Source organism: Kitasatospora purpeofusca (assembly GCF_000718025.1).
GTDB classification, from domain to species: Bacteria; Actinomycetota; Actinomycetes; order Streptomycetales; family Streptomycetaceae; genus Kitasatospora; species Kitasatospora purpeofusca.
Genome location: NZ_JODS01000032.1, coordinates 50587 through 69433 on the forward strand (window position 1 = coordinate 50587; position 18847 = coordinate 69433).

At 72.6% G+C, this 18847-nt stretch carries 16 protein-coding genes; 11 read left to right on the forward strand and 5 right to left on the reverse strand.

Annotated elements, in window-relative coordinates; all coding sequences use genetic code 11:
• Positions 1 to 60: 60 nt before the first annotated feature.
• Positions 61 to 597: a hypothetical protein gene (locus IF01_RS0133610; protein WP_030397394.1), complete on the forward strand. Its 537-nt coding sequence runs from the start codon at positions 61 to 63 to the stop codon at positions 595 to 597.
• 102 nt (positions 598 to 699) lie between these two features.
• Here IF01_RS0133610 and IF01_RS0133615 read toward each other — a convergent pair whose 3' ends face one another.
• From IF01_RS0133615 to IF01_RS0133625, 3 genes are all read right to left on the reverse strand, one after another.
• Positions 700 to 2232 (reverse strand): chitinase, encoded by a 1533-nt coding sequence (locus IF01_RS0133615; RefSeq protein WP_030397395.1) that lies wholly within the window; start codon positions 2230 to 2232, stop codon positions 700 to 702.
• Between the two features lie 185 nt (positions 2233 to 2417).
• A complete protein-coding gene (gene wecB, locus IF01_RS0133620) occupies positions 2418 to 3584 on the reverse strand; it encodes a non-hydrolyzing UDP-N-acetylglucosamine 2-epimerase (protein WP_051756727.1) in 1167 nt (388 codons plus the stop codon).
• A gap of 98 nt (positions 3585 to 3682) precedes the next feature.
• The gene (locus IF01_RS0133625) at positions 3683 to 5026 is read right to left on the reverse strand and encodes an XrtP-associated glycosyltransferase (protein ID WP_030397397.1); all 1344 of its coding nucleotides are present in this window, start codon (positions 5024 to 5026) and stop codon (positions 3683 to 3685) included.
• Between the two features lie 263 nt (positions 5027 to 5289).
• On the opposite strand from IF01_RS0133625, the gene folC reads away from it, so the two are divergent.
• The 8 genes from folC to rodA all read left to right on the forward strand — a co-directional run bounded on the left by folC (position 5290) and on the right by rodA (position 14242).
• Positions 5290 to 6681 (forward strand): bifunctional tetrahydrofolate synthase/dihydrofolate synthase, encoded by a 1392-nt coding sequence (folC, locus tag IF01_RS0133630; RefSeq protein WP_030397398.1) that lies wholly within the window; start codon positions 5290 to 5292, stop codon positions 6679 to 6681.
• A gap of 2 nt (positions 6682 to 6683) precedes the next feature.
• Positions 6684 to 7022, forward strand: a complete 339-nt coding sequence (locus tag IF01_RS0133635) for a DUF4233 domain-containing protein (protein ID WP_030397399.1) — start codon at positions 6684 to 6686, stop codon at positions 7020 to 7022.
• Positions 7023 to 7206: 184 nt separating this feature from the next.
• Positions 7207 to 7620, forward strand: coding sequence for a nucleoside-diphosphate kinase (ndk, locus tag IF01_RS0133640; protein WP_030397400.1), 414 nt, complete (start codon positions 7207 to 7209; stop codon positions 7618 to 7620).
• A 307-nt stretch (positions 7621 to 7927) separates the two neighbouring features.
• Entirely contained in the window at positions 7928 to 8953 is a 1026-nt protein-coding gene (locus IF01_RS0133645) for a rod shape-determining protein (RefSeq protein WP_030309693.1), read from the forward strand.
• A gap of 93 nt (positions 8954 to 9046) precedes the next feature.
• Positions 9047 to 10006 (forward strand): rod shape-determining protein MreC, encoded by a 960-nt coding sequence (gene mreC, locus IF01_RS0133650; RefSeq protein WP_030397401.1) that lies wholly within the window; start codon positions 9047 to 9049, stop codon positions 10004 to 10006.
• Between the two features lie 3 nt (positions 10007 to 10009).
• Positions 10010 to 10648 (forward strand): rod shape-determining protein MreD, encoded by a 639-nt coding sequence (gene mreD / locus IF01_RS0133655; RefSeq protein ID WP_037782164.1) that lies wholly within the window; start codon positions 10010 to 10012, stop codon positions 10646 to 10648.
• A 52-nt stretch (positions 10649 to 10700) separates the two neighbouring features.
• Complete coding sequence (mrdA, locus tag IF01_RS0133660; RefSeq protein ID WP_037782166.1) at positions 10701 to 13046, forward strand: penicillin-binding protein 2; 2346 nt, start codon at positions 10701 to 10703, stop codon at positions 13044 to 13046.
• The gene (gene rodA, locus IF01_RS0133665) at positions 13043 to 14242 is read left to right on the forward strand and encodes a rod shape-determining protein RodA (protein WP_030397404.1); all 1200 of its coding nucleotides are present in this window, start codon (positions 13043 to 13045) and stop codon (positions 14240 to 14242) included. The genes mrdA and rodA overlap by 4 nt, the downstream gene beginning before the upstream one ends.
• 70 nt (positions 14243 to 14312) lie before the next feature.
• Here the strand turns inward: rodA and IF01_RS0133670 are convergent, their stop codons facing one another.
• Positions 14313 to 15599 carry a M14 family zinc carboxypeptidase gene (locus IF01_RS0133670; RefSeq protein ID WP_051756729.1) on the reverse strand — a complete coding sequence of 429 codons (1287 nt, stop codon included), beginning with the start codon at positions 15597 to 15599 and terminating at the stop codon, positions 14313 to 14315.
• Between the two features lie 402 nt (positions 15600 to 16001).
• Between IF01_RS0133670 and IF01_RS0133675 the strand changes: the two genes are divergently transcribed.
• Both IF01_RS0133675 and IF01_RS51215 read left to right on the forward strand, forming a co-directional pair.
• A complete protein-coding gene (locus IF01_RS0133675) occupies positions 16002 to 17945 on the forward strand; it encodes a TIGR03960 family B12-binding radical SAM protein (RefSeq protein ID WP_030397406.1) in 1944 nt (647 codons plus the stop codon).
• 92 nt (positions 17946 to 18037) lie between these two features.
• Positions 18038 to 18160 (forward strand): hypothetical protein, encoded by a 123-nt coding sequence (locus tag IF01_RS51215; RefSeq protein ID WP_279617286.1) that lies wholly within the window; start codon positions 18038 to 18040, stop codon positions 18158 to 18160.
• Between the two features lie 96 nt (positions 18161 to 18256).
• Here IF01_RS51215 and IF01_RS0133685 read toward each other — a convergent pair whose 3' ends face one another.
• Positions 18257 to 18796, reverse strand: a complete 540-nt coding sequence (locus IF01_RS0133685; protein ID WP_157855418.1) for a hypothetical protein — start codon at positions 18794 to 18796, stop codon at positions 18257 to 18259.
• Positions 18797 to 18847 lie beyond the last annotated feature (51 nt).

Sequence of the window (18847 nt, forward strand, 5' to 3'; positions counted from 1 at the left end):
CGCAGGTCGGATGTGTACGGTGTGCTTCGAGTTCCGGACAGTGAGGGACGACGGGAGGGCATGGGCGTGGTGGTGGTGACCGAGGTGTTGGCCGACGAGCTGCCTGCCGAGGCGGTCGAGGAGGCCAAGGCGCGCGCGGCGACCCTGCTGCTCGCCTTCCGGCACGGCAACCAGCTCGCGTTCGACCACGCGCTGGACCGGCTGCTGGACGAGCACGTCGAGCGCGAGGTGACCACGCTGCTCACCTGGATCGCCGCCGAGGCGGTCCGCAAGGCCTACGCGCCCGAGGTGGGCGACCGGGTGCTGCGCTCGATGGCCCGGCGGGCCCCGCGCGACACCGGCGCGGTGCACGTCGAGGAGGACGGTGTCGACGCGGCCCGGCTGATCGAGGCGGTCGCGGCCGGCGAGGTGACGGAGGTCAGGGACCTGGTCGCCGCCACCCCCGACACCACCTTCCTGCTCGGCGGGCTGCTCCAGGGCGTGGCGATGATGCTGCCGCTGCTGCCGGAGGGGGAGCTGGCCGAGATCACCGCCGAGCTGCGCCGCCGGCACGGAGGGGTGCCCGCAGGCGTGCCGGAGGCCCGGGCCGGCGTTTAGGGCTTGTCTCTCGGATCCTTGCCGGGGGCCGACAAAATCCAAGAGACAAGCCCTGACCGGCTCCGGGCCTCCGGCCCCGTCAGGGGCGGGTCCGCGTGCCGGTTACGGCATCGCGTGCAGGTGCGAGCCGACGGTGGAGGCGATGCCGCCGCCGGCCTTGGCGTCCCAGTTGGTCGACCAGGTCATGGCCCCGCCGATCCCGGGCCACTTGGTGTCGGGCTTGAAGCTGCCGCAGTTGGTGCCGGCGGCCAGGCAGTCCAGCGCGTTGTTGACCACGCTCGGGCTGACGTAGCCGCCGCCGGCCGCGCTGGTGGAGGCCGGCACGCCGAGGCCGACCTGGTCGGGCCGCAGTCCGCCCTTGAGCTGGATGCAGGCCAGGCCGGTCAGGAAGTTGACGGTGCCCTGGGAGTACACCTGCCCGTCGCAGCCCAGCATCGCGCCGGAGTTGTAGTACTGCATATTGACGATGGTGAGGATGTCCTTCACGTTCAGCGCCAGCTTGAAGTACTCCGCGCCGGTCGACTGCATGTCGATGGTCTGCGGCGCCATGGTGAGCGTGAAGCCGGAGCCGGCCTTCGCCGCCAGGGTGTGCAGCGCCTGGCCCATCCAGGTGGAGCTGACGCCGTTCTCCAGGTCGATGTCGACGCCGTCGAAGCCGTAGGTCTGCATCAGCGACCAGGCGCTGTTGGCGAAGTTGGTGGCGGAGGCGGAGCTGTTGACGGACACCGTGCCCTTCTCGCCGCCGACCGAGAGGATCACCTTCTTGCCGGCCGCCTTCTTGGCCGCGATGTCGGCCTTGAACTGCGCCTCGGTGTAGCCGCCGAGCCGGGAGGAGAGCGTCGGGTCCAGGGCGAAGCCCAGGCCGCCGGGCGTGCCGGTGGCCTCGGCGAAGGAGACCGCGATGATGTCGTACGCGGCCGGGACGTCGCTGATCCGCTGCACGGTGGCGCCGTTGTCGAAGTTCTGCCAGTAGCCGGTGAGCAGGTGCCTGGCCGGCGGCCGGGGCGTGGTGGCGGTGGGGGAGGGCGTGGTGGTGTCCGTGGGCGACGGGCCGACGGTGCCGGTCGGGGTGGGGCTGGTCGCGGTGGGGGAGGGCTTGGGGTCGCCCGGGCCGAGCAGGGAGACATCGTCGGCCAGGAAGGCCGGCTGCCCGTACCAGCCGTGCAGGTAGACGGTGACGCTGGTGGTGGCGGCCCCGGTGGTGAAGGTGGTGCTGAGCTTGGACCAGCCGGTGCCGCCGGGGGTCCAGGTGCTCGGATCGGTGCCGCCGGTGCCGCGGGCGCCGAGGTAGACGTACGAGCCCTGGACCCAGCTGCTCAGCGTGTACGTCGAGGAGGGCTTGACCGTGACGGTCTGGGTGCACTCGCCGGTGGCGCTGCCGCTCGGGGTGGAGCGCAGCGCGCCGGTGCCGGCGTGGACGGTGGCGGTCTCCGGCGCGCCGGCCGCGCAGGTCCAGCCGTTGAGGCGGTTGGCGTCCTCGAAGCCGCCGTTGGTGACGAGTTCGACGTCGCTGGGGGCGGCCTGGGCGCCGGCGCCGCCGGCGAGGACCAGGCCGCCGAGGCCGAGGGCGACGGCGGTGGCGCCGGCGAGCAGCGAGTGGACGGCGCGCGGGCGCCGGTGGGTGGCAGGTGGCATGGCTCCATCTCCGGTGGGGGAGGCCGGCGGTCCTCGTGGGGGAGGGCCGTCCGGGTGTCGACGGATCTGTGTGCGGGAGCTACCGACAACACAAGTCCCTGTCGGGGGAGGAGACTTGCCTTCACAAGGTGGAGTAGACCAATTCCGCTGTCAAGAGGGCCCCCGGCCGGGCGGCCCCCGGCGGGTCAGGCGGCCTGCGGTACCGCGGCGGGCCCGTGGGCGAGCCGGGCGGTCAGGTCGGCGATCCGGGCGGAGGCCAGGCCGTCCCCGTACGGGCTGGGGGTGCCGGCGAGCCGGGCGAGCCGCTCCGGGGTGTCGGCGAGCCAGGCGCGGGCGAGCGCGCCGAGTTCGGCACCGGGCGCCACCAGGGCGGCGAAGCCGGTCTCGACCGCCTCGGGCCGTTCGGTGGAGCGGCGCACGACCAGCAGCGGGCGGCCGAGCACGGTGCACTCCTCCTGCACCCCGCCGGAGTCGGAGACCAGCAGCGCGGCGTGCCGGGCGAGGCCCAGGAAGTCGGCGTAGCCGACCGGTCCGGTCACCGTGAGCCGGGCCAGCAGGCCGTCCAGGGCGAAGCGCTCGACGGCGGCCCGGGTGCGCGGGTGCATCGGGAACAGCACCGGTGTGCCGGCCCGGGCGATCCGGTCGAGTTCGGCGAGGACGGCGCCGAGCGCCTCGGCGGTGTCGGTGTTCTCCGGCCGGTGCACGGTGGCGAGGACGTAGCCGTCCGCGGCGAGGCCGTGCCGGGCGAGCAGGGCGGCCCGTTCCCCGGTGCCGGGCAGCGAGCGGCGGACCACCTCGACGACGGTGTTGCCGGTGAGCGCGATCCGCTCCTCGTCCAGGGACTCGGCGCGCAGGTTGGCGGCGTTGTCGGGGGTGGCGGCGCACAGCAGGTCGGAGACGTGGTCGACCATCACCCGGTTGTGCTCCTCGGGCATCGCCCGGTCGAAGCTGCGCAGTCCGGCCTCGACGTGGACCAGCGGGATCTCCCGGGCGTTGGCGGCGAGCGCGCCGGCCAGGGTGGCGTTGGTGTCGCCCTGGACGACGACGGCGGCCGGGCGGTCCTCGGCGAACGCGGCGTCGAGCTGGCCGAGCGACTGGGCGATCTGGCCGGCCCGGGGGCGGCCGCCGACGCCGGTGAGCAGCTCGGGGCGGGGCAGGCCGAGGTCGCGCAGGAAGCGGCCGGACATCGCCTCGTCCCAGTGCTGGCCGGTGTGGACCAGCCGGGTGGCTGGGCCGAGTTCGTGGATCAGCGGGGCGAGCTTGACCAGCTCCGGGCGGGTGCCGAGGACGACGGCGACGCTGCCGGGGGCGAGCGGGCGGGCGGCGGACCGGGGGGCGGGGCACAGGCTCATGGCGGGACGGCTCCGGGGTCTGGGGGCGGGGCGGCGGGCTGCCGGACGGCGGGGCGGCGGCGGACGAGGGGGGAGGGAGGGCGGCGGCGCGGCCGGGGTCAGGACTCCAGGGCGGTCGGGGCGCCGACGGCGACCTTCTCGGCGTTGCGCCGGGTCTTGGCCCAGCCGTTGCGGCCGAGCAGGATCCGGACGGCGGCCCGGGCGGCGACCACGAACAGGTGGTAGGCGTAGAGCCAGACCAGGACGCCCCAGAGCAGGCCGGTGAGCCTGCTCCGGTCGGGGCGGACGAGCCGGCGGTAGGTGGGGCCCCAGAAGACCATCGGCAGGGTGGCGAGCACGAAGGCGGCCACCATCCAGGGGCCGTAGGTCAGCTGGAAGTCGGCGGTCTCCTCGGGGAAGAGCACCAGTCCGGCGCCGGTGATGGCGAGCGACAGCGGGGTGAGGACGACCAGCAGGACGCAGACCACCGGCTGGAGGAAGGTGTACAGCACCTCGGCCTTGCCGGCGGGCCGGTAGTGCGGCGAGCGCAGCACCCGGCCGGTGTAGCGCAGGCACTGCATGTTGCCCTGGGCCCAGCGGGTGCGCTGGGTGAGGAAGCGGCGCCAGGAGACCAGGGCCTCCTGGGAGACGTTGGTCTCGGTGACGTGGGTGAGCCGCCAGCCGGCCAGCCGCAGGTCGAGGCCGGACTCGTAGTCCTCCAGCAGGGCGCGCTCGGGCCAGGGGCGGCCGTCGCGGCCCTCCTCGGCGGTGAGCGAGTCGAGGGCGGTGAGCCGGACGAACTGGCCGTTGCCGCCGAGGCCGACGCTGCCGGTGCGGCGGCGCAGCAGCTGCATGCCGGCGTTGTTGGCCTGGAACTCGACGTCCTGCATCCGGACCAGGGCGCGGGCGAGGGCGTTGGCGAGCCGGCCGCGGCCGGCCAGCGGGCGCGGGTCTTCGGCGTTGCGCATCCGCACGCCGATCTGCACGGCGCCGGTGTCGGGGCGGCCCATCGCGTGCTCGTTGCCGACCTGTTCGAGGGTGCCGGGGTCGAGCTGCCCGTCGGCGTCGACGACGCCGAGCACGACGCGGGAGCGGTCGGTGCCGGGCGGCAGCGAGGCGGAGATCTCCCGGTAGGCGGCGTTGAGGGCGGCGCCCTTGCCGATCCGGGCGTGCGGGCGGCGGCGCTGGACGAGGTGGACCAGGGCGTCGTGCCCGGCGGCGGCCAGCACCAGGTCGCGGGTGGCGTCCTCGCTGTCGTCGTCGATCACCCAGAGGTGGGCGGCGGGGGCGACGGCGCGCAGTCCGGCCAGGGTCTGGGCGATCACCGCCTCCTCGTCCCGGCAGGGGATCATCAGGTGCCACTGGAAGGCGGCGGGGTCGCCGGGGCGGGCCGGGCGGTTGCGCCGGAAGGCGTTCCGGGAGCCGGCCCAGTAGACCAGGAAGCGGCCGAAGACCAGGGCCATGTAGAGCACGAGGGCCAGCGAGATCAGCCCGGCGAGCTGGACGAAGCCGTCCCGGCGCATCTCGAAGAACTGGCGCAGGGCGTCGGGCATGGCGCGGTGCTCCTCATGATCAAAGGCGATCTGTCTCCCTGGGGTGCGAATCAATGCTTCGTTGCGGTCTGATATCGCCAAAACGATAGTAAACGCGGAAAACGGCCAAGTCGGGCAAAGTGGTGGTTCTCACCCCGTCGGGAGCGGCGCCCCGCGCTCCGTAGACTGTGGACGTGAGCGACAAGGCCGACCCGAACCCGTACACCCTCCGCCCCGCCGACGGCAGCCCCGCCGACGCCCTGCGCGACGTCGAGGTGGAACTCTCCGAGCGCTGGCCGGAGAACAAGCTGGAGCCCTCGCTCGACCGGATCGAGGCGCTGATGGACATCCTGGGCCAGCCCCAGCGGTCCTTCCCCTCCATCCACATCACCGGCACCAACGGCAAGACCTCCACCGCCCGGATGATCGAGCAGCTGTTCAGCGCCTTCGAGCTGCGCACCGGCCGCTACACCAGCCCGCACGTGGAGAGCGTCACCGAGCGGATCAGCCTGGACGGCGCCCCGATCACCCCCGAGCGGTTCGTCGAGGTCTACCGCGACATCGAGCCCTACGTGCGGATGGTCGACGAGCGCCAGCCGGTCGCGATGTCCTTCTTCGAGGTGCTCACCGGCATGGCCTACGCGGCCTTCGCCGACGCGCCGGTGGACGTCGCCGTGGTCGAGGTCGGCATGGGCGGCTCCTGGGACGCCACCAACGTCATCGACGCCGGGGTCGCCGTGATCACCCCGATCGGGCTGGACCACACCGACAAGCTCGGGGAGACCACCGGCGAGATCGCCGTCGAGAAGTCCGGGATCATCAAGTCCGACGCGATCGCGGTCGTCGCCCAGCAGCAGCTCGACGCCGCCCAGGTCATCCTGCGGCGCGCGGTCGAGGTGGACGCCACGGTTGCCCGCGAGGGCATGGAGTTCGGCGTCGTCCGCCGCGAACTCGCGATCGGCGGCCAGCTGGTGACGCTGCGCGGGATCGGCGGCGAGGAGTACGAGGACGTCTTCCTGCCGCTGCACGGCGAGCACCAGGCGCAGAACGCGGCCCTCGCGCTGGCCGCCGTCGAGGCGTTCTTCGGCGTCGGCGGCGCCCGCGGCGGACAGCTCGACGCCGACAAGGTCCGCCAGGGCTTCTCCGGCGTCAGCTCCCCGGGCCGGCTGGAGGTCGTCCGGCGCAGCCCCACCATCCTGCTGGACGCCGCCCACAACCCGCACGGCGCCCGCGCGGCCGTCGCCGCCATCGGCGAGTCCTTCGGCTTCACCCGGCTGGTCGGCGTGATCGGCACCAGCGGCGACAAGGACGTGGCCGGCCTGCTGGAGGCCTTCGAGCCGCTCCTCGCCGAGGTCGTGATCACCCAGAACTCCACCCACCGCGCGATGGACGTGGACGCCCTGGCCGCGCTCGCGGTCGAGGTCTTCGGCGAGGACCGGGTCCAGGTCGAGCCCCGGCTCGACGACGCCATCGCCGCCGCCGTCACCCTGGCCGAGGAGGAGGGCGACCTCGGCGGCGCCGGGGTGCTGGTCACCGGATCGGTCATCACGGTGGGCGAGGCCCGCCTGCTGCTCGGGAGGAAGTGACGATGAGGACGCTCTGCTCCTCGACGCTGATCGGCGAGGCCCTCGTGGTGCTCTTCGCGGCCCTGGTCGCGATGCAGCTCACGGACGTCTCGCACGGCGCCCTGTGGACGGTCAGCGGCATCGCCATGGTGCTGTGCGTGCTGCTCTGCGGCATGATCACCCGCCCCGGCGCGGTGGCCGTCGGCTGGGCGCTGCAGCTCGGGCTGATCGCCAGCGGCTTCGTGGTGCCGACCATGTTCGTGCTCGGCGTGATCTTCGCCGGCCTCTGGTGGTGCTCGGTGCACTACGGCCGCAGGATCGACGAGATCAAGGCCGCCCGGACCGCCGCCGCGGCCGCCTGAGGCGCCTCCGGGCCGGCTCCGGGACGCCTCGGAGCCGGGCCAGGACCGGGTCCGGGGCGTTCGCTCACGCAAGGTAACCTCTGCGGTAGTCGCACGGCGCACGCGGAATCGCGCGTGCGTGCCGATCCGTGTGCGCGCCGATTCCCGCGTGCGCGCCGAACCCGATTTCCCCAGGAGACGCCCCGTGTCCCAGCGCACTCTCGTCCTGCTCAAGCCCGACGCCGTCAAGCGCGGCCTGGCCGGCGAGATCATCAGCCGGATCGAGCGCAAGGCCGGCTGGCGGCTCGCCGCCGCCGAGCTGCGCACCTTCGAGCGGGCGACGCTGGAGCAGCACTACGCGGAGCACGTCGGCCGCCCGTTCTACGAGCCGCTGCTGGAGTTCATGACCTCCGGCCCGTCGATCGCCCTGATCGTCGAGGGCGAGGAGGTCGTCGCCGGCATCCGCATGCTGGCCGGCGCCACCAACCCGCTGGAGGCCGGGGCCGGCACCATCCGCGGCGACTACGCGACCATCACCCGCGAGAACCTGATCCACGCCTCCGACTCGGTGGAGTCCGCCGAGCGCGAGATCAAGATCTTCTTCCCCGCCCACGCCTGACCGCGCGCGCACCGGGACCTTCGGGACGCCCCGGTCGGGACCATTGGCCCGGCCGGGGCATTCTTATCGGGAAATAGGGAACCAGGCCCTCCGACACGGCGTCCCAATGCCCTGAGAAGCGATCACGCCCCGGACAATGGACGGCGTGCCCCGGGTCGACGTCCGTGCCGAACGGCGTGACTACGATGGACGCGACTCAAGGGCCCGGTTAGGCAGCTCAGCTGGTCGCCGCCCCTCTGCGGGCGCACACCGTCCACCCCACATGACTCCGAGCCCGGGAAGGCACCCACACCCCATGGCGAGCAACCTGTCGTTCATCGGCCGCGACCTGGCGATCGACCTCGGAACTGCCAACACGCTGGTGTACGTCAGGGGCAAGGGGATCGTTCTCAACGAGCCGTCCGTCGTCGCGGTCAACACCAACACCGGCGGCATCCTCGCGGTCGGCTCCGAGGCCAAGAAGATGATCGGGCGCACCCCCGGCAACATCGTGGCCATCCGCCCCCTCAAGGACGGCGTCATCGCCGACTTCGAGATCACCGAGCGGATGCTGCGCTACTTCATCCTCAAGGTGCACCGCCGCCGCTTCCTCGCCCGCCCCCGGGTCGTCGTCTGCGTCCCCTCCGGCATCACCGGCGTCGAGCGCCGCGCGGTCATCGAGGCCTCCCTCCAGGCCGGCTGCCGCCAGGTGCACATCATCGAGGAGCCGATGGCCGCCGCGATCGGCGCCGGACTCCCGGTCCACGAGCCCACCGGCAACATGGTCGTCGACATCGGCGGCGGCACCACCGAGGTCGCCGTCATCTCGCTCGGCGGCATCGTCACCGCGCAGTCCATCCGGGTCGCCGGCGACGAACTCGACAACGCGATCGTCCAGCACATCAAGAAGGAGTACTCGCTGCTCCTCGGCGAGCGCAGCGCCGAACAGATCAAGATGAGCATCGGCTCCGCCTTCGGCCTGGAGGGCGAGAAGGACGAGCACGCCGAGATCCGCGGCCGCGACCTCGTCAGCGGCCTGCCCAAGACCGTCGTCATCTCCGCCGCCGAGGTCCGCGAGGCCATCGACGAGCCGGTCAACTCGATCATCGACGCGGTCAAGACCACCCTCGACCAGTGCCCGCCCGAGCTGGCCGGCGACGTCATGGACCGGGGCATCGTGCTCACCGGCGGCGGCGCCCTGCTCCGCGGCCTGGACGAGCGGCTGCGCCGGGAGACCGGCATGCCGATCCACATCGCCGAGAACCCGCTCGACTCCGTCGCACTCGGCTCCGGCAAGTGCGTCGAGGAGTTCGAGGCGCTCCAGCAGGTACTCGACGCCGCGCCGCGCCGTTAGCAGAACCGACACACCAGCCGAACCGACGGGTCCCCGCCCGGGTCCACAGCCCGGGCCGGCGGACCAGGGGCACGAAGGGGCAGTACCAGCACCGTGAGGGACACACGAGAGAGCCGGCTGCTGCTCATCCTGCTGGTGGCCGTCGCGTTCGCACTGATCACCGTCGACATCAAGGGCGGCGAGAGCTCCCCGCTCGGCGGCGCCCGGCGCGCCGCCGCCACCGTCCTCGGCCCGGTCGAACGCGGTGCCGCCAGCGCGGTCGACCCGGTCGCCGACACCGTCCGCGCCTTCCGCGACGCCGCCTCCAACAGCGGCCGCACCGACCAGCTCGCCCGCGAGAACACCGAACTGCGGCAGAAGCTGGCCTCCTCCGACATGGCCGGCGGGCGCACCAAGCAGCTCGACGACCTGCTGCGCACCGCCGGCGCCGGCGGCTACACCGTCAAGGCCGCCCAGACCATCGCGATCGGCCCGGCCCAGGGCTTCTCCTGGACCATCACCATCGACGCCGGCAGCGACGACGGCCTCACCCGCGACATGACCGTCGTCAACGGCCAGGGCCTGGTCGGCCGGATCACCACCGTCGCCCCCACCACCTCCACCGTGCTGCTCGCCTCCGACCCCGGCTTCACCGCCGGCACCCGGCTGGAGGGCACCGGGGAGATCGGCTTCGCCGCCGGCGGCGGCACCAGCGCCATGAAGGTCTCCCTGCTCAACGGCAAGGCCCAGGTCAAGGAGGGCGACCGACTGGTCACCTTCGGCTCGCAGAGCGGCCGCCCGTTCGTCCCCGGCGTCCCGGTCGGCCGGGTCGTCCAGGTCGAGGCCACCCCCGGACAGCTCACCAAGACCGTCCTGGTCGAGCCCTTCGTCCAGTTCACCCGGCTGGACCTGGTCGGCGTCGTCGTCGTCCCGCCCCGCACCGACCCGCGCGACGCCGTGCTGCCGCCCGCCCCCGCACCGGCCGCCCAGGGCCAGGCCGCCCCGGCCGCGCCCGCCGCGCCCGCCGTGCCGGCCGCCGCCGCCCCGCCCGCCAAGCCCACTGGGGGGAACTGAGCCATGCGCCTCGCCCGCATCCCCGTCTCCGCGATCCTGATCCTGCTCGGGCTGCTGCTCCAGGTCAGCGTCTTCGGCCGACTGCAACTGCCCGGTGCGACCCCGGACATACTGCTGCTCGTGGTCGTCGGCCTCGCCCTCGTCTACGGACCCACCGGCGGCTGCCTGGTCGGCTTCGCGGCCGGCCTGCTCGCCGACCTCGCCCCGCCCTCGGACCACGCCATCGGCCGCTACGCGCTGGTGCTCTGCCTGATGGGCTACGCCGCCGGGCTGCTGCGCCCCGAGCACGGCCGCCAGCGCTCGGTCTCCAGCGCGCTGCTCGTGGTCGCCGGCGCCGCGGTCGCCTCCACCCTGCTGTACGCCATGGTCGGCGCCCTCGTCGGCGACACCGCCGCCCGCCACGTCGGACTCGGCCAGCTCGTCGTCACCGCCCTGCTCTACGACCTGCTGCTCGCACCCTTCGTGGTGCCCGCCGTGATGCTGGTCGCCCGCCGCTTCGGCAAGGACCCGCTGTCGGTCGCCGAGGACGACGAGGGCGGCCCCGGCCTCGGCAGCCTGACCCGCTACCGCACCACCCGCGAGGCCACGGCCGGACCGGGGTACCGCAAGAAGCGCCTGCTCGGCGCGGGAAAGCGCCCGTAACCCGGCCCCGACCAAGCCTGCCCGCCCTGTTCAGTTTTGGAGCGCACGAGACGTGAGCAACATCCCCGAGACCGGCCGAACCCGGCGGGTGACGATCCGTCTGGTGGTGCTGCAGATCCTGGTGGTCTCGCTGCTCGCCACCCTCGGCGGACGGCTCTGGTACCTGCAGATCCGCAACGCCAGCGTCTACACCGCCAAGGCGACCGGCAACCACATCCGCGAGGTCGTCGAACCGGCCGTCCGCGGCGAGATCCTGGACGCCTCCGGCCGCATCCTCGCCGGGAACGAGACCAAGCTGGTGGTCTCGGTCAGCCGCACCTCGCTGCTCCAGCAGAAGGACGCCGGCAAGGCGGTGCTGACCCGGCTCGCCGACGTGCTCGGGATGCCCGCCAAGGACGTCCAGGAGAAGGTCCGGCTCTGCGACGCCAAGACGCAGCAGCCCTGCTGGAACGGTTCTCCGTACCAGCCGATCCCGGTCACCAAGGAGGCGACCACCCAGCAGGCGATGCAGATAATGGAACGCCGCGAGGACTTCCCCGGGGTCACCGCCCAGCCGACCGCCGTGCGCCACTACACCGGCGCCGAGGGGGCCAACCTCGCCCAGGTGCTCGGCTACCTCTCCCCGGTCACCGACGACGAGGTCTCCAAGACCGCCGACAAGGCGGGGCTCGACCGCTACCTGCCGGCCGACCAGATCGGCCGGGCCGGACTGGAGTCCGTCTACGACCGCGACCTGCGCGGCACCGCCGGCATCACCAAGCTGGAGGTCGACAACCTCGGCCGGGTCATCGGCACCGCCGACCAGGCCGCCCCGCAGACCGGCAACAACCTGGTGACCAGCATCGACGCCAAGGTGCAGAAGGTCGTCGAGGACAACCTGGCGCAGGCCATGAGCGACGCCCGCAAGACCTTCGACAAGGTCACCAACCGCAACTACGAGGCCGACTCCGGCGCCGCCGTCGTGATGGACGTGCACACCGGGCGGATCGTCGCGATGGCCAGCGCCCCCACCTACGACCCCAACCTGTGGCAGGGCGGCATCAGCGGCAAGGACTACCAGGCGCTGACCAGCAAGGAGTCCAACTTCCCGCTGCTCAACCGGGCCATACAGGGTCAGTCCGCCCCCGGCTCGACCTTCAAGGTCATCTCCACCACCGCCGCCGTCCAGGCCGGCTACTCGCTCGACGGCCGCTACGACTGCCCGAAGGCCATGACCATCGGGGGCCGCGAGTTCAAGAACTTCGAGAGCGAGAGCTTCGGGGCGATCTCCCTGGAGCGCGCCCTGGAGGTCTCCTGCGACACCGTCTTCTACGGCCTGGCGTACGACCAGTGGATGAAGGACGGCGGCATCAAGCCGAAGAAGGACCCGGGCGACTGGTTCTTCAAGACCGCCCACCAGTTCGGCCTCGGCGCCAAGACCGGCATCGACCTGCCCAGCGAGGTCCCCGGCCGGGTCCCCGACCGGCAGTGGAAGCAGTCCTTCTACGACAACAACAAGGACGCCTGGTGCAAGCAGGCGGAGAAGGGCGGCAACTCCTTCTCCGACCAGATCGCCCGGGAGAACTGCGTCGACGGCTACCAGATGCGCGCCGGTGACGCCGTCAACTTCGCGATCGGCCAGGGTGACACCCTCGTCACCCCGGTCCAGATGGCCCGGATCTACTCGGCGCTCGCCAACGGCGGCACCTTCTACCGGCCCACCGTCGCCAAGGCCGTGATAAGCCCGGGCGGGGATCTCGTCCGCGAGATCGCCCCGCACGAGGACGGCCGGCTGCCCGGCGACCAGAAGCTGCTCGGCTACATCGACCAGGCCACCGCGGGCGTCATCACCAGCGGTACCGCCGCCTGGAAGTTCACCGGCGCGGGCTGGCCGCAGGGCAAGATCGAGCTGCACGCCAAGACCGGCACCGCCGAGGTCGAGGGCAAGCAGACCACCTCGTGGCTGACCACCTACAGCCGCGACTACGCGGTCGTGATGACGATAAGCCAGGGCGGCACCGGCTCCGGCGGCTCCGGCGACGCGATCCGGCGGATCTACCAGTCCCTGTACGGCGTGGACGACAAGGGCAACATCGACCAGGGCAAGGCGCTGCTGCCGAAGCCGCAGGCCGAGCTGCCGAAGTTCAACCCGGACGGCACCGCGATCATCAAGCCGGCGTCCTTCGACGCCTCGGCGGGCCCGTCCGGCGCGGTGGGCCCGGCGGACTCGGTCGGCTCGGTGGGCCCGGTCGCTGCGGCCTCCTCGGTCGTCCCGGTCGGCGACCCCGGGGTGGCCGGCGGCTCGCCGCGGGTCTTCCTGGACCCGGACCGGCCCGGCGGCGGCACCCCCGTGCCGGGCGTCTCCGCCGCCGTCGCCGTCGAACCCACCCGCTCCACCACCGGAAGGGGCCGGGCATGACCTCCTACGGTTCGTACCGCCAGCTCCGGCTCGCCCCGCAGCGCGGCGGGGTGCCCAAGGCGCTGGCCAAGGACTCCCCGCTGTGGCGGATCGACTGGATACTGCTGCTGGCCGCGGCCGTCCTGTCGCTGGGCAGCTCGCTGCTGGTCTGGTCGGCCACCCGGGGGCGCGACTCCCTCACCCACGGCGACCCGCAGTACTTCCTGTTCCGGCACCTGACCAACGTCATGGTCGGAGCGGTGCTGTGCGCGGTGGTGATAGCGATAGGGAGCCGGCGGTTCCGCACCGTGGTGCCCTTCCTGTACGCCGGCGTGATCCTGCTGCTGATGGCCACCCTGAGCCCGCTCGGCTCGACCATCAACGGCCAGCACTCCTGGATCCAGCTGGGCGGCGGCTTCTCCGTGCAGCCCGCCGAGTTCGCCAAGCTGGCGATCGTGCTGTCCATGGCGCTGGTGATGTCCGACCAGGTGGACGCCGGGGAGCGGGAGTTCCCGGCGAACAAGGCGGTGTTCCGGGCGCTGGTCTGGGCGACCCTGCCGATGGCGATCGTGATGCTGATGCCGGACGCCGGCTCGGTGATGGTGATGGCCGTCATCGTGCTGGGCATCCTGCTCGCCTCCGGCGCGGCCAACCGCTGGGTGTTCGGGCTGATCCTGGCGGGCGTCGGCGGCTGCGTCGCGATCTGGAAGCTCGGCGTGCTGAGCAAGTACCAGATCGACCGGTTCGCGGCCTTCGCCAACCCGGCGCTCGACCCCTCCGGCGTCGGCTACAACACCGCGCAGGCCCGGATCGCGATCGGCTCCGGCGGACTGACCGGCAAGGGGCTGTTCCACGGCACCCAGACCACCGGGCAGTTCGTGCCGGAGCAGCAGACCGACTTCGTCTTCACGGTCGCCGGCGAGGAGCTGGGCTTCCTCGGGGCGATGGCGATCATCGTGCTGCTGGGCGTGGTGCTCTGGCGGGGCTGCCGGATCGCCCGCCAGGCCACCGACCTGTACGGCACGATCGTGGCGGCCGGGGTGGTCGCCTGGTTCGCCTTCCAGGGCTTCGAGAACATAGGGATGTGCCTGGGCATCATGCCGGTGGCCGGCATCCCGCTGCCGTTCGTCTCCTACGGAGGATCGTCGATGTTCTCCACCTGGGTGGCGATCGGGCTGCTCCAGGCGGTGCAGAGCCAACGTCCGATAGCGGCCTGAGCGGGCCGAGGGTGTACGGCGAGGGCCGGACCGGGAATCCCCGGTCCGGCCCTCGCCGTGTGTGCGCCCCTCAGGGCAGCAGCAGATCGGCGGCCGCGAGCACCGCCCGGGTCTGGTGGGCGACCTGGGTCTCGACCGGGACCCAGCGGGCGCCGAGGCGCTGCAGGCCCTCCAGGCTCGCCGCCGCCACCCCCCGGGCCCGCACCCGGGCCGCGTCCGCCGCCGGGCCGCCGCTGTCCGCGAGCAGCCGAAGCAGCATCGCGGCGATCCGCAGCGGCAGCCGCTCGGCGACGATCCGGGCCGTGGTCACCCGGGACACCGACAGCGCCGCCGTCGACCAGTTCGCCAGCCAGTCGTCCACCACCGGCGGGCAGACCGCCAGATTGAACTCCACCGAGCGCAGCAGCGGCCCGTACGCCACCCCCGCGTGCGTCGGCACCTGTGGCAGCAGGGCGGTCAGCTCCGCCACCCGGGACCGCAGCCGGTCCGCGCAGGCCGCCATGGCGGCGGCCACGTCCGGGGCCGGACGGTGGTCGCCGACCGCGTCCACCGCCCACATCGGGACCTCCAGCACGGCCGTCGTCCCGCCGTGCCGGCCCGCGTACGCCCAGGTGGACAGCTCGGGGCGGTCCGGCAGCGGCTGCCGGCTCCGGCCCGGCGGCGGCATCAGATAGGTGCCGGGGGCCGGGCTGGCCCAGCCGAGCGCGTCGTAGGAGTCGACGTCCAGCGGGATGCCGCCGCGGGCCGCCGAACGGGCGAAGCGCCCGGCCAGGGCCGGCAGCGGCCGGGTGAGCTGCACGAAGGCGCCGCCGAAGTCCACGCCGTGCAGCGAGCACTGGAGCACCGGGCGCAGCTCGTCGATCAGCCCGGTCAGCACCCGGCTCTCCGGCATCGGGGCGAGCGGCCCGTCCGGGTGCGGCAGCAGTTCGGGCTGCTCGTGGAAGGCGGGCCGGAAGAAGTGCTCGTAGTGCCGGGCCGCGGTGAGCGGCCCGTTCAGCCAGCCCTCGTTCAGCGCGGCGCCGTCCGGGTCCAGGCAGAGCAGGACGTGCCAGCCGACCCCGGGGCGGGGCGGCTGCGCCAGTGCCTGCTCGGCCAGCCGGACGGCGGCGGCCAGGCCGACCGGCTCGTTCGGGTGCGGGCCGCCGACCACGAGGACGGTGTGCTCGCCGTCGTCCACCGAGAGCAGCACCAGCGGGCGTCCGGCACGGGAACGGCCCACCTCGCGCACCCGGCAGCGGCCGGGGTGGCGGCGGGCCAGCCCGCGGGCCGCGGCGATCGCCCGGGCCACGGTCGGGTAGCTCTCGGTGTCGTTGCACGGGCTGTCGATCCGGCGCGTCCGCCGGCCCGTGTCGGTCATGGCTCTCCTGTCCTCGGGGGCGGGCGGTCGGCGCGGTCGGGGGCCTGGGCCGGGAGTCCGGCGCGGGGTCGCGCCGGGCCGCCCGGCACGGCCGGTGCGCGCGCGGCCAACTCCCTTGTCCCGGGGGCGCACAGGACCTTCCGGTGGAGCCTTGCCAGTACCGCACGCGGCCTCGGAGCGTGTCAACAGTCGCCGGGGTCCCGCGGTGGGGCTGCGTTCACGTGCCGGGACCTGTCCGTACACCCCTCGGCACGGGCCGTCGCGAGGCCCGCGGCCGGTCCCGGGGCGAGGGCGGCCGGGCCGGGGAACACGGCGGTTCGGCTACCCTTGAGGGTCACCCCTCCCAGCCGTCGCCATGCCGAGCGAGCGGCGGTCCGAACGTCGTAAGGGTTCCTGGTACTCATGACTGTCGAATCGGTCTTCCCACGCCTGGAGGCTCTCCTCCCGCACGTCCAGAAGCCGATCCAGTACGTCGGCGGCGAGCTCAACTCGACCGTCAAGGACTGGGACGCCTGCGACGTCCGCTGGGCGCTCATGTACCCCGACGCCTACGAGGTGGGTCTGCCCAACCAGGGCGTCATGATCCTCTACGAGGTGCTCAACGAGCAGGAGGGCGTCCTCGCCGAGCGCACCTACAGCGTCTGGCCGGACCTCGAGGCGCTGATGCGCGAGCACGGTGTGCCCCAGTTCACCGTGGACGCCCACCGGCCGGTGAAGGCGTTCGACGTGTTCGGGCTCTCCTTCTCCACCGAGCTCGGCTACACCAACATGCTGACCGCGCTCGAACTGGCCGGCATCCCGCTGGAGGCCCGCGACCGCACCGAGGACCACCCGGTCGTGCTGGCCGGCGGCCACGCCGCGTTCAATCCCGAGCCGATCGCGGAGTTCATCGACTGCGCGGTCATCGGTGACGGCGAGCAGGCCGTGCTCGACATCACCAGGATCGTCCGGGAGTGGAAGGCCGAGGGCCGCCCGGGCGGCCGCGACGAGCTGCTGCTGCGGCTGGCCCGCACCGGCGGCGTGTACGTGCCGAGGTTCTACGACGTCGAGTACCTGCCGGACGGCCGGATCGCCCGGGTCGTGCCGAACGCCCCGGGCGTGCCGTGGCGGGTCTCCAAGCACACCGTGATGGACCTCGACGAGTGGCCCTACCCCAAGCAGCCGCTCGTCCCGCTCGCGGAGACCGTGCACGAGCGGATGTCCGTGGAGATCTTCCGCGGCTGCACCCGCGGCTGCCGCTTCTGCCAGGCCGGCATGATCACGCGCCCCGTGCGGGAGCGAAGCATCACCGGCATCGGCGAGATGGTCGACCGCGGACTCAAGGCCACCGGCTTCGAGGAGGTCGGCCTGCTGTCGCTGTCCTCCGCCGACCACACCGAGATCGGTGAGATCGCCAAGGGCCTGGCCGACCGCTACACGGACGACAAGATCGGCCTCTCCCTGCCGTCCACCCGCGTCGACGCCTTCAACATCGACCTCGCCAACGAGCTCAGCCGCAACGGCCGCCGCTCCGGCCTCACCTTCGCCCCCGAGGGCGGCAGCGAGCGCATGCGCAAGGTGATCAACAAGATGGTGTCGGAGGAGGACCTCATCCGCACCGTCGCCACCGCGTACGGCAACGGCTGGCGCCAGGTGAAGCTGTACTTCATGTGCGGCCTGCCCACCGAGACCGACGAGGACGTGCTCCAGATCGGCGAGATGGCGAAGAACGTCATCCAGAAGGGCCGCGAGGTCACCGGCCAGAACGACATCCGCTGCACCGTCTCCATCGGCGGGTTCGTGCCCAAGCCGCACACCCCGTTCCAGTGGGCCCCGCAGCTGTCCGCCGAGGCCACCGACGCCCGCCTGGCCAAGCTGCGCGACTCCATCCGCGGCGACCGCAAGTACGGCAAGAACATCGGCTACCGCTACCACGACGGCAAGCCCGGCATCGTCGAGGGCCTGCTCTCCCGCGGCGACCGCCGGGTCGGCGCGATCATCCGCGCGGTCTACGAGGACGGCGGCCGCTTCGACGGCTGGCGCGAGCACTTCTCCTACGACCGCTGGATGGCCGCCGCAGAGAAGGGCCTGGCCGGCACCGGCGTCGACGTCGACTGGTACACCACCCGCGAGCGCGGCTACGAGGAGGTCCTGCCCTGGGACCACCTGGACAGCGGCCTCGACAAGGACTGGCTGTGGGAGGACTGGCAGGACGCTCTGGAGGAGGTCGAGGTCGACGACTGCCGCTGGACGCCGTGCTTCGACTGCGGCGTGTGCCCCCAGATGGACACGGCCATACAAATCGGCCCCACGGGCAAGAAGATGCTCCCGCTGACGGTCGTCGGCGGCCCTGGCCAGCAGAAATAGGTGGCGGAGTGGGTGGCACGGTCGGCGAGCTGTGTGACTTACTTCACACTCTTTCGGAGGATGAGCGGGAGCTCGTCCTGGGCGCGCTCTTCGTGACGCGCGCCCCGGACGGGCCCGCCCCGTCCTCCGGGAAGGCCCGGCAGGGCGGCCAGAAGACCCCTCTGCCCGCCGCCCGGAGTGCCCCGGGCATCGAGACCTCGATCGAGTGGATCTGAGGCCTTGGAGCGACGCACAGAGCCCTCCCCGAATCTCTCGGGGAGGGCTCTCTCGTACACCCGGACGGGATACCGGTGGTTCACTGCTTCGCCGGATCACCTCTCGGTGTTCAGCGTCTCCCGAGCGGCTTGCTGGAAGGCCTGCCCCGGCTCACGCTTGCCGGTCACCGCAGCCATGTAGCGATCATCGAAGTCGGTCAGGTTGCCGTGGCCGGCTTCCCGGGCTGCTCCGTGCCAGGCGACCGCAGCTTGGTCCAGCTCGTACAGCGCACGACGCAGGACTTCGGCAGCTTCGGCGACCGAGCGGGGCCCGACCACGGTGACCCCGGCCACTGCAGTGCTGAACGGTGCCCAAGCAGCGTGTGCCTCGCTGGCGGCCGCCTCCCACTGGTCCGGCGTGCTGCCGGCTGTGCGGAGCTGGGCCGCGACCCGCCACCAGCGGGCCGAGACCTGCTTCGAAGCGCTGATGCACGCGGTGTAGGCCTCTCGGCGCACCTCTTCCAGGTGGCGCTGCTGATCGATCCGCTGCTGGCGCTCCTGCTGTCGGCTCTGGCCGACAACTGTGAGCCAGCCACCTGCAGCGCCACCGAACACGCCGATGGCTGCACCGACTACGGCGGCTATCCCTGAATCCATGCGGGAGGCGTGCCCCCGCGTTTGACTCGACAACCATGGCGGGTGGCGGAC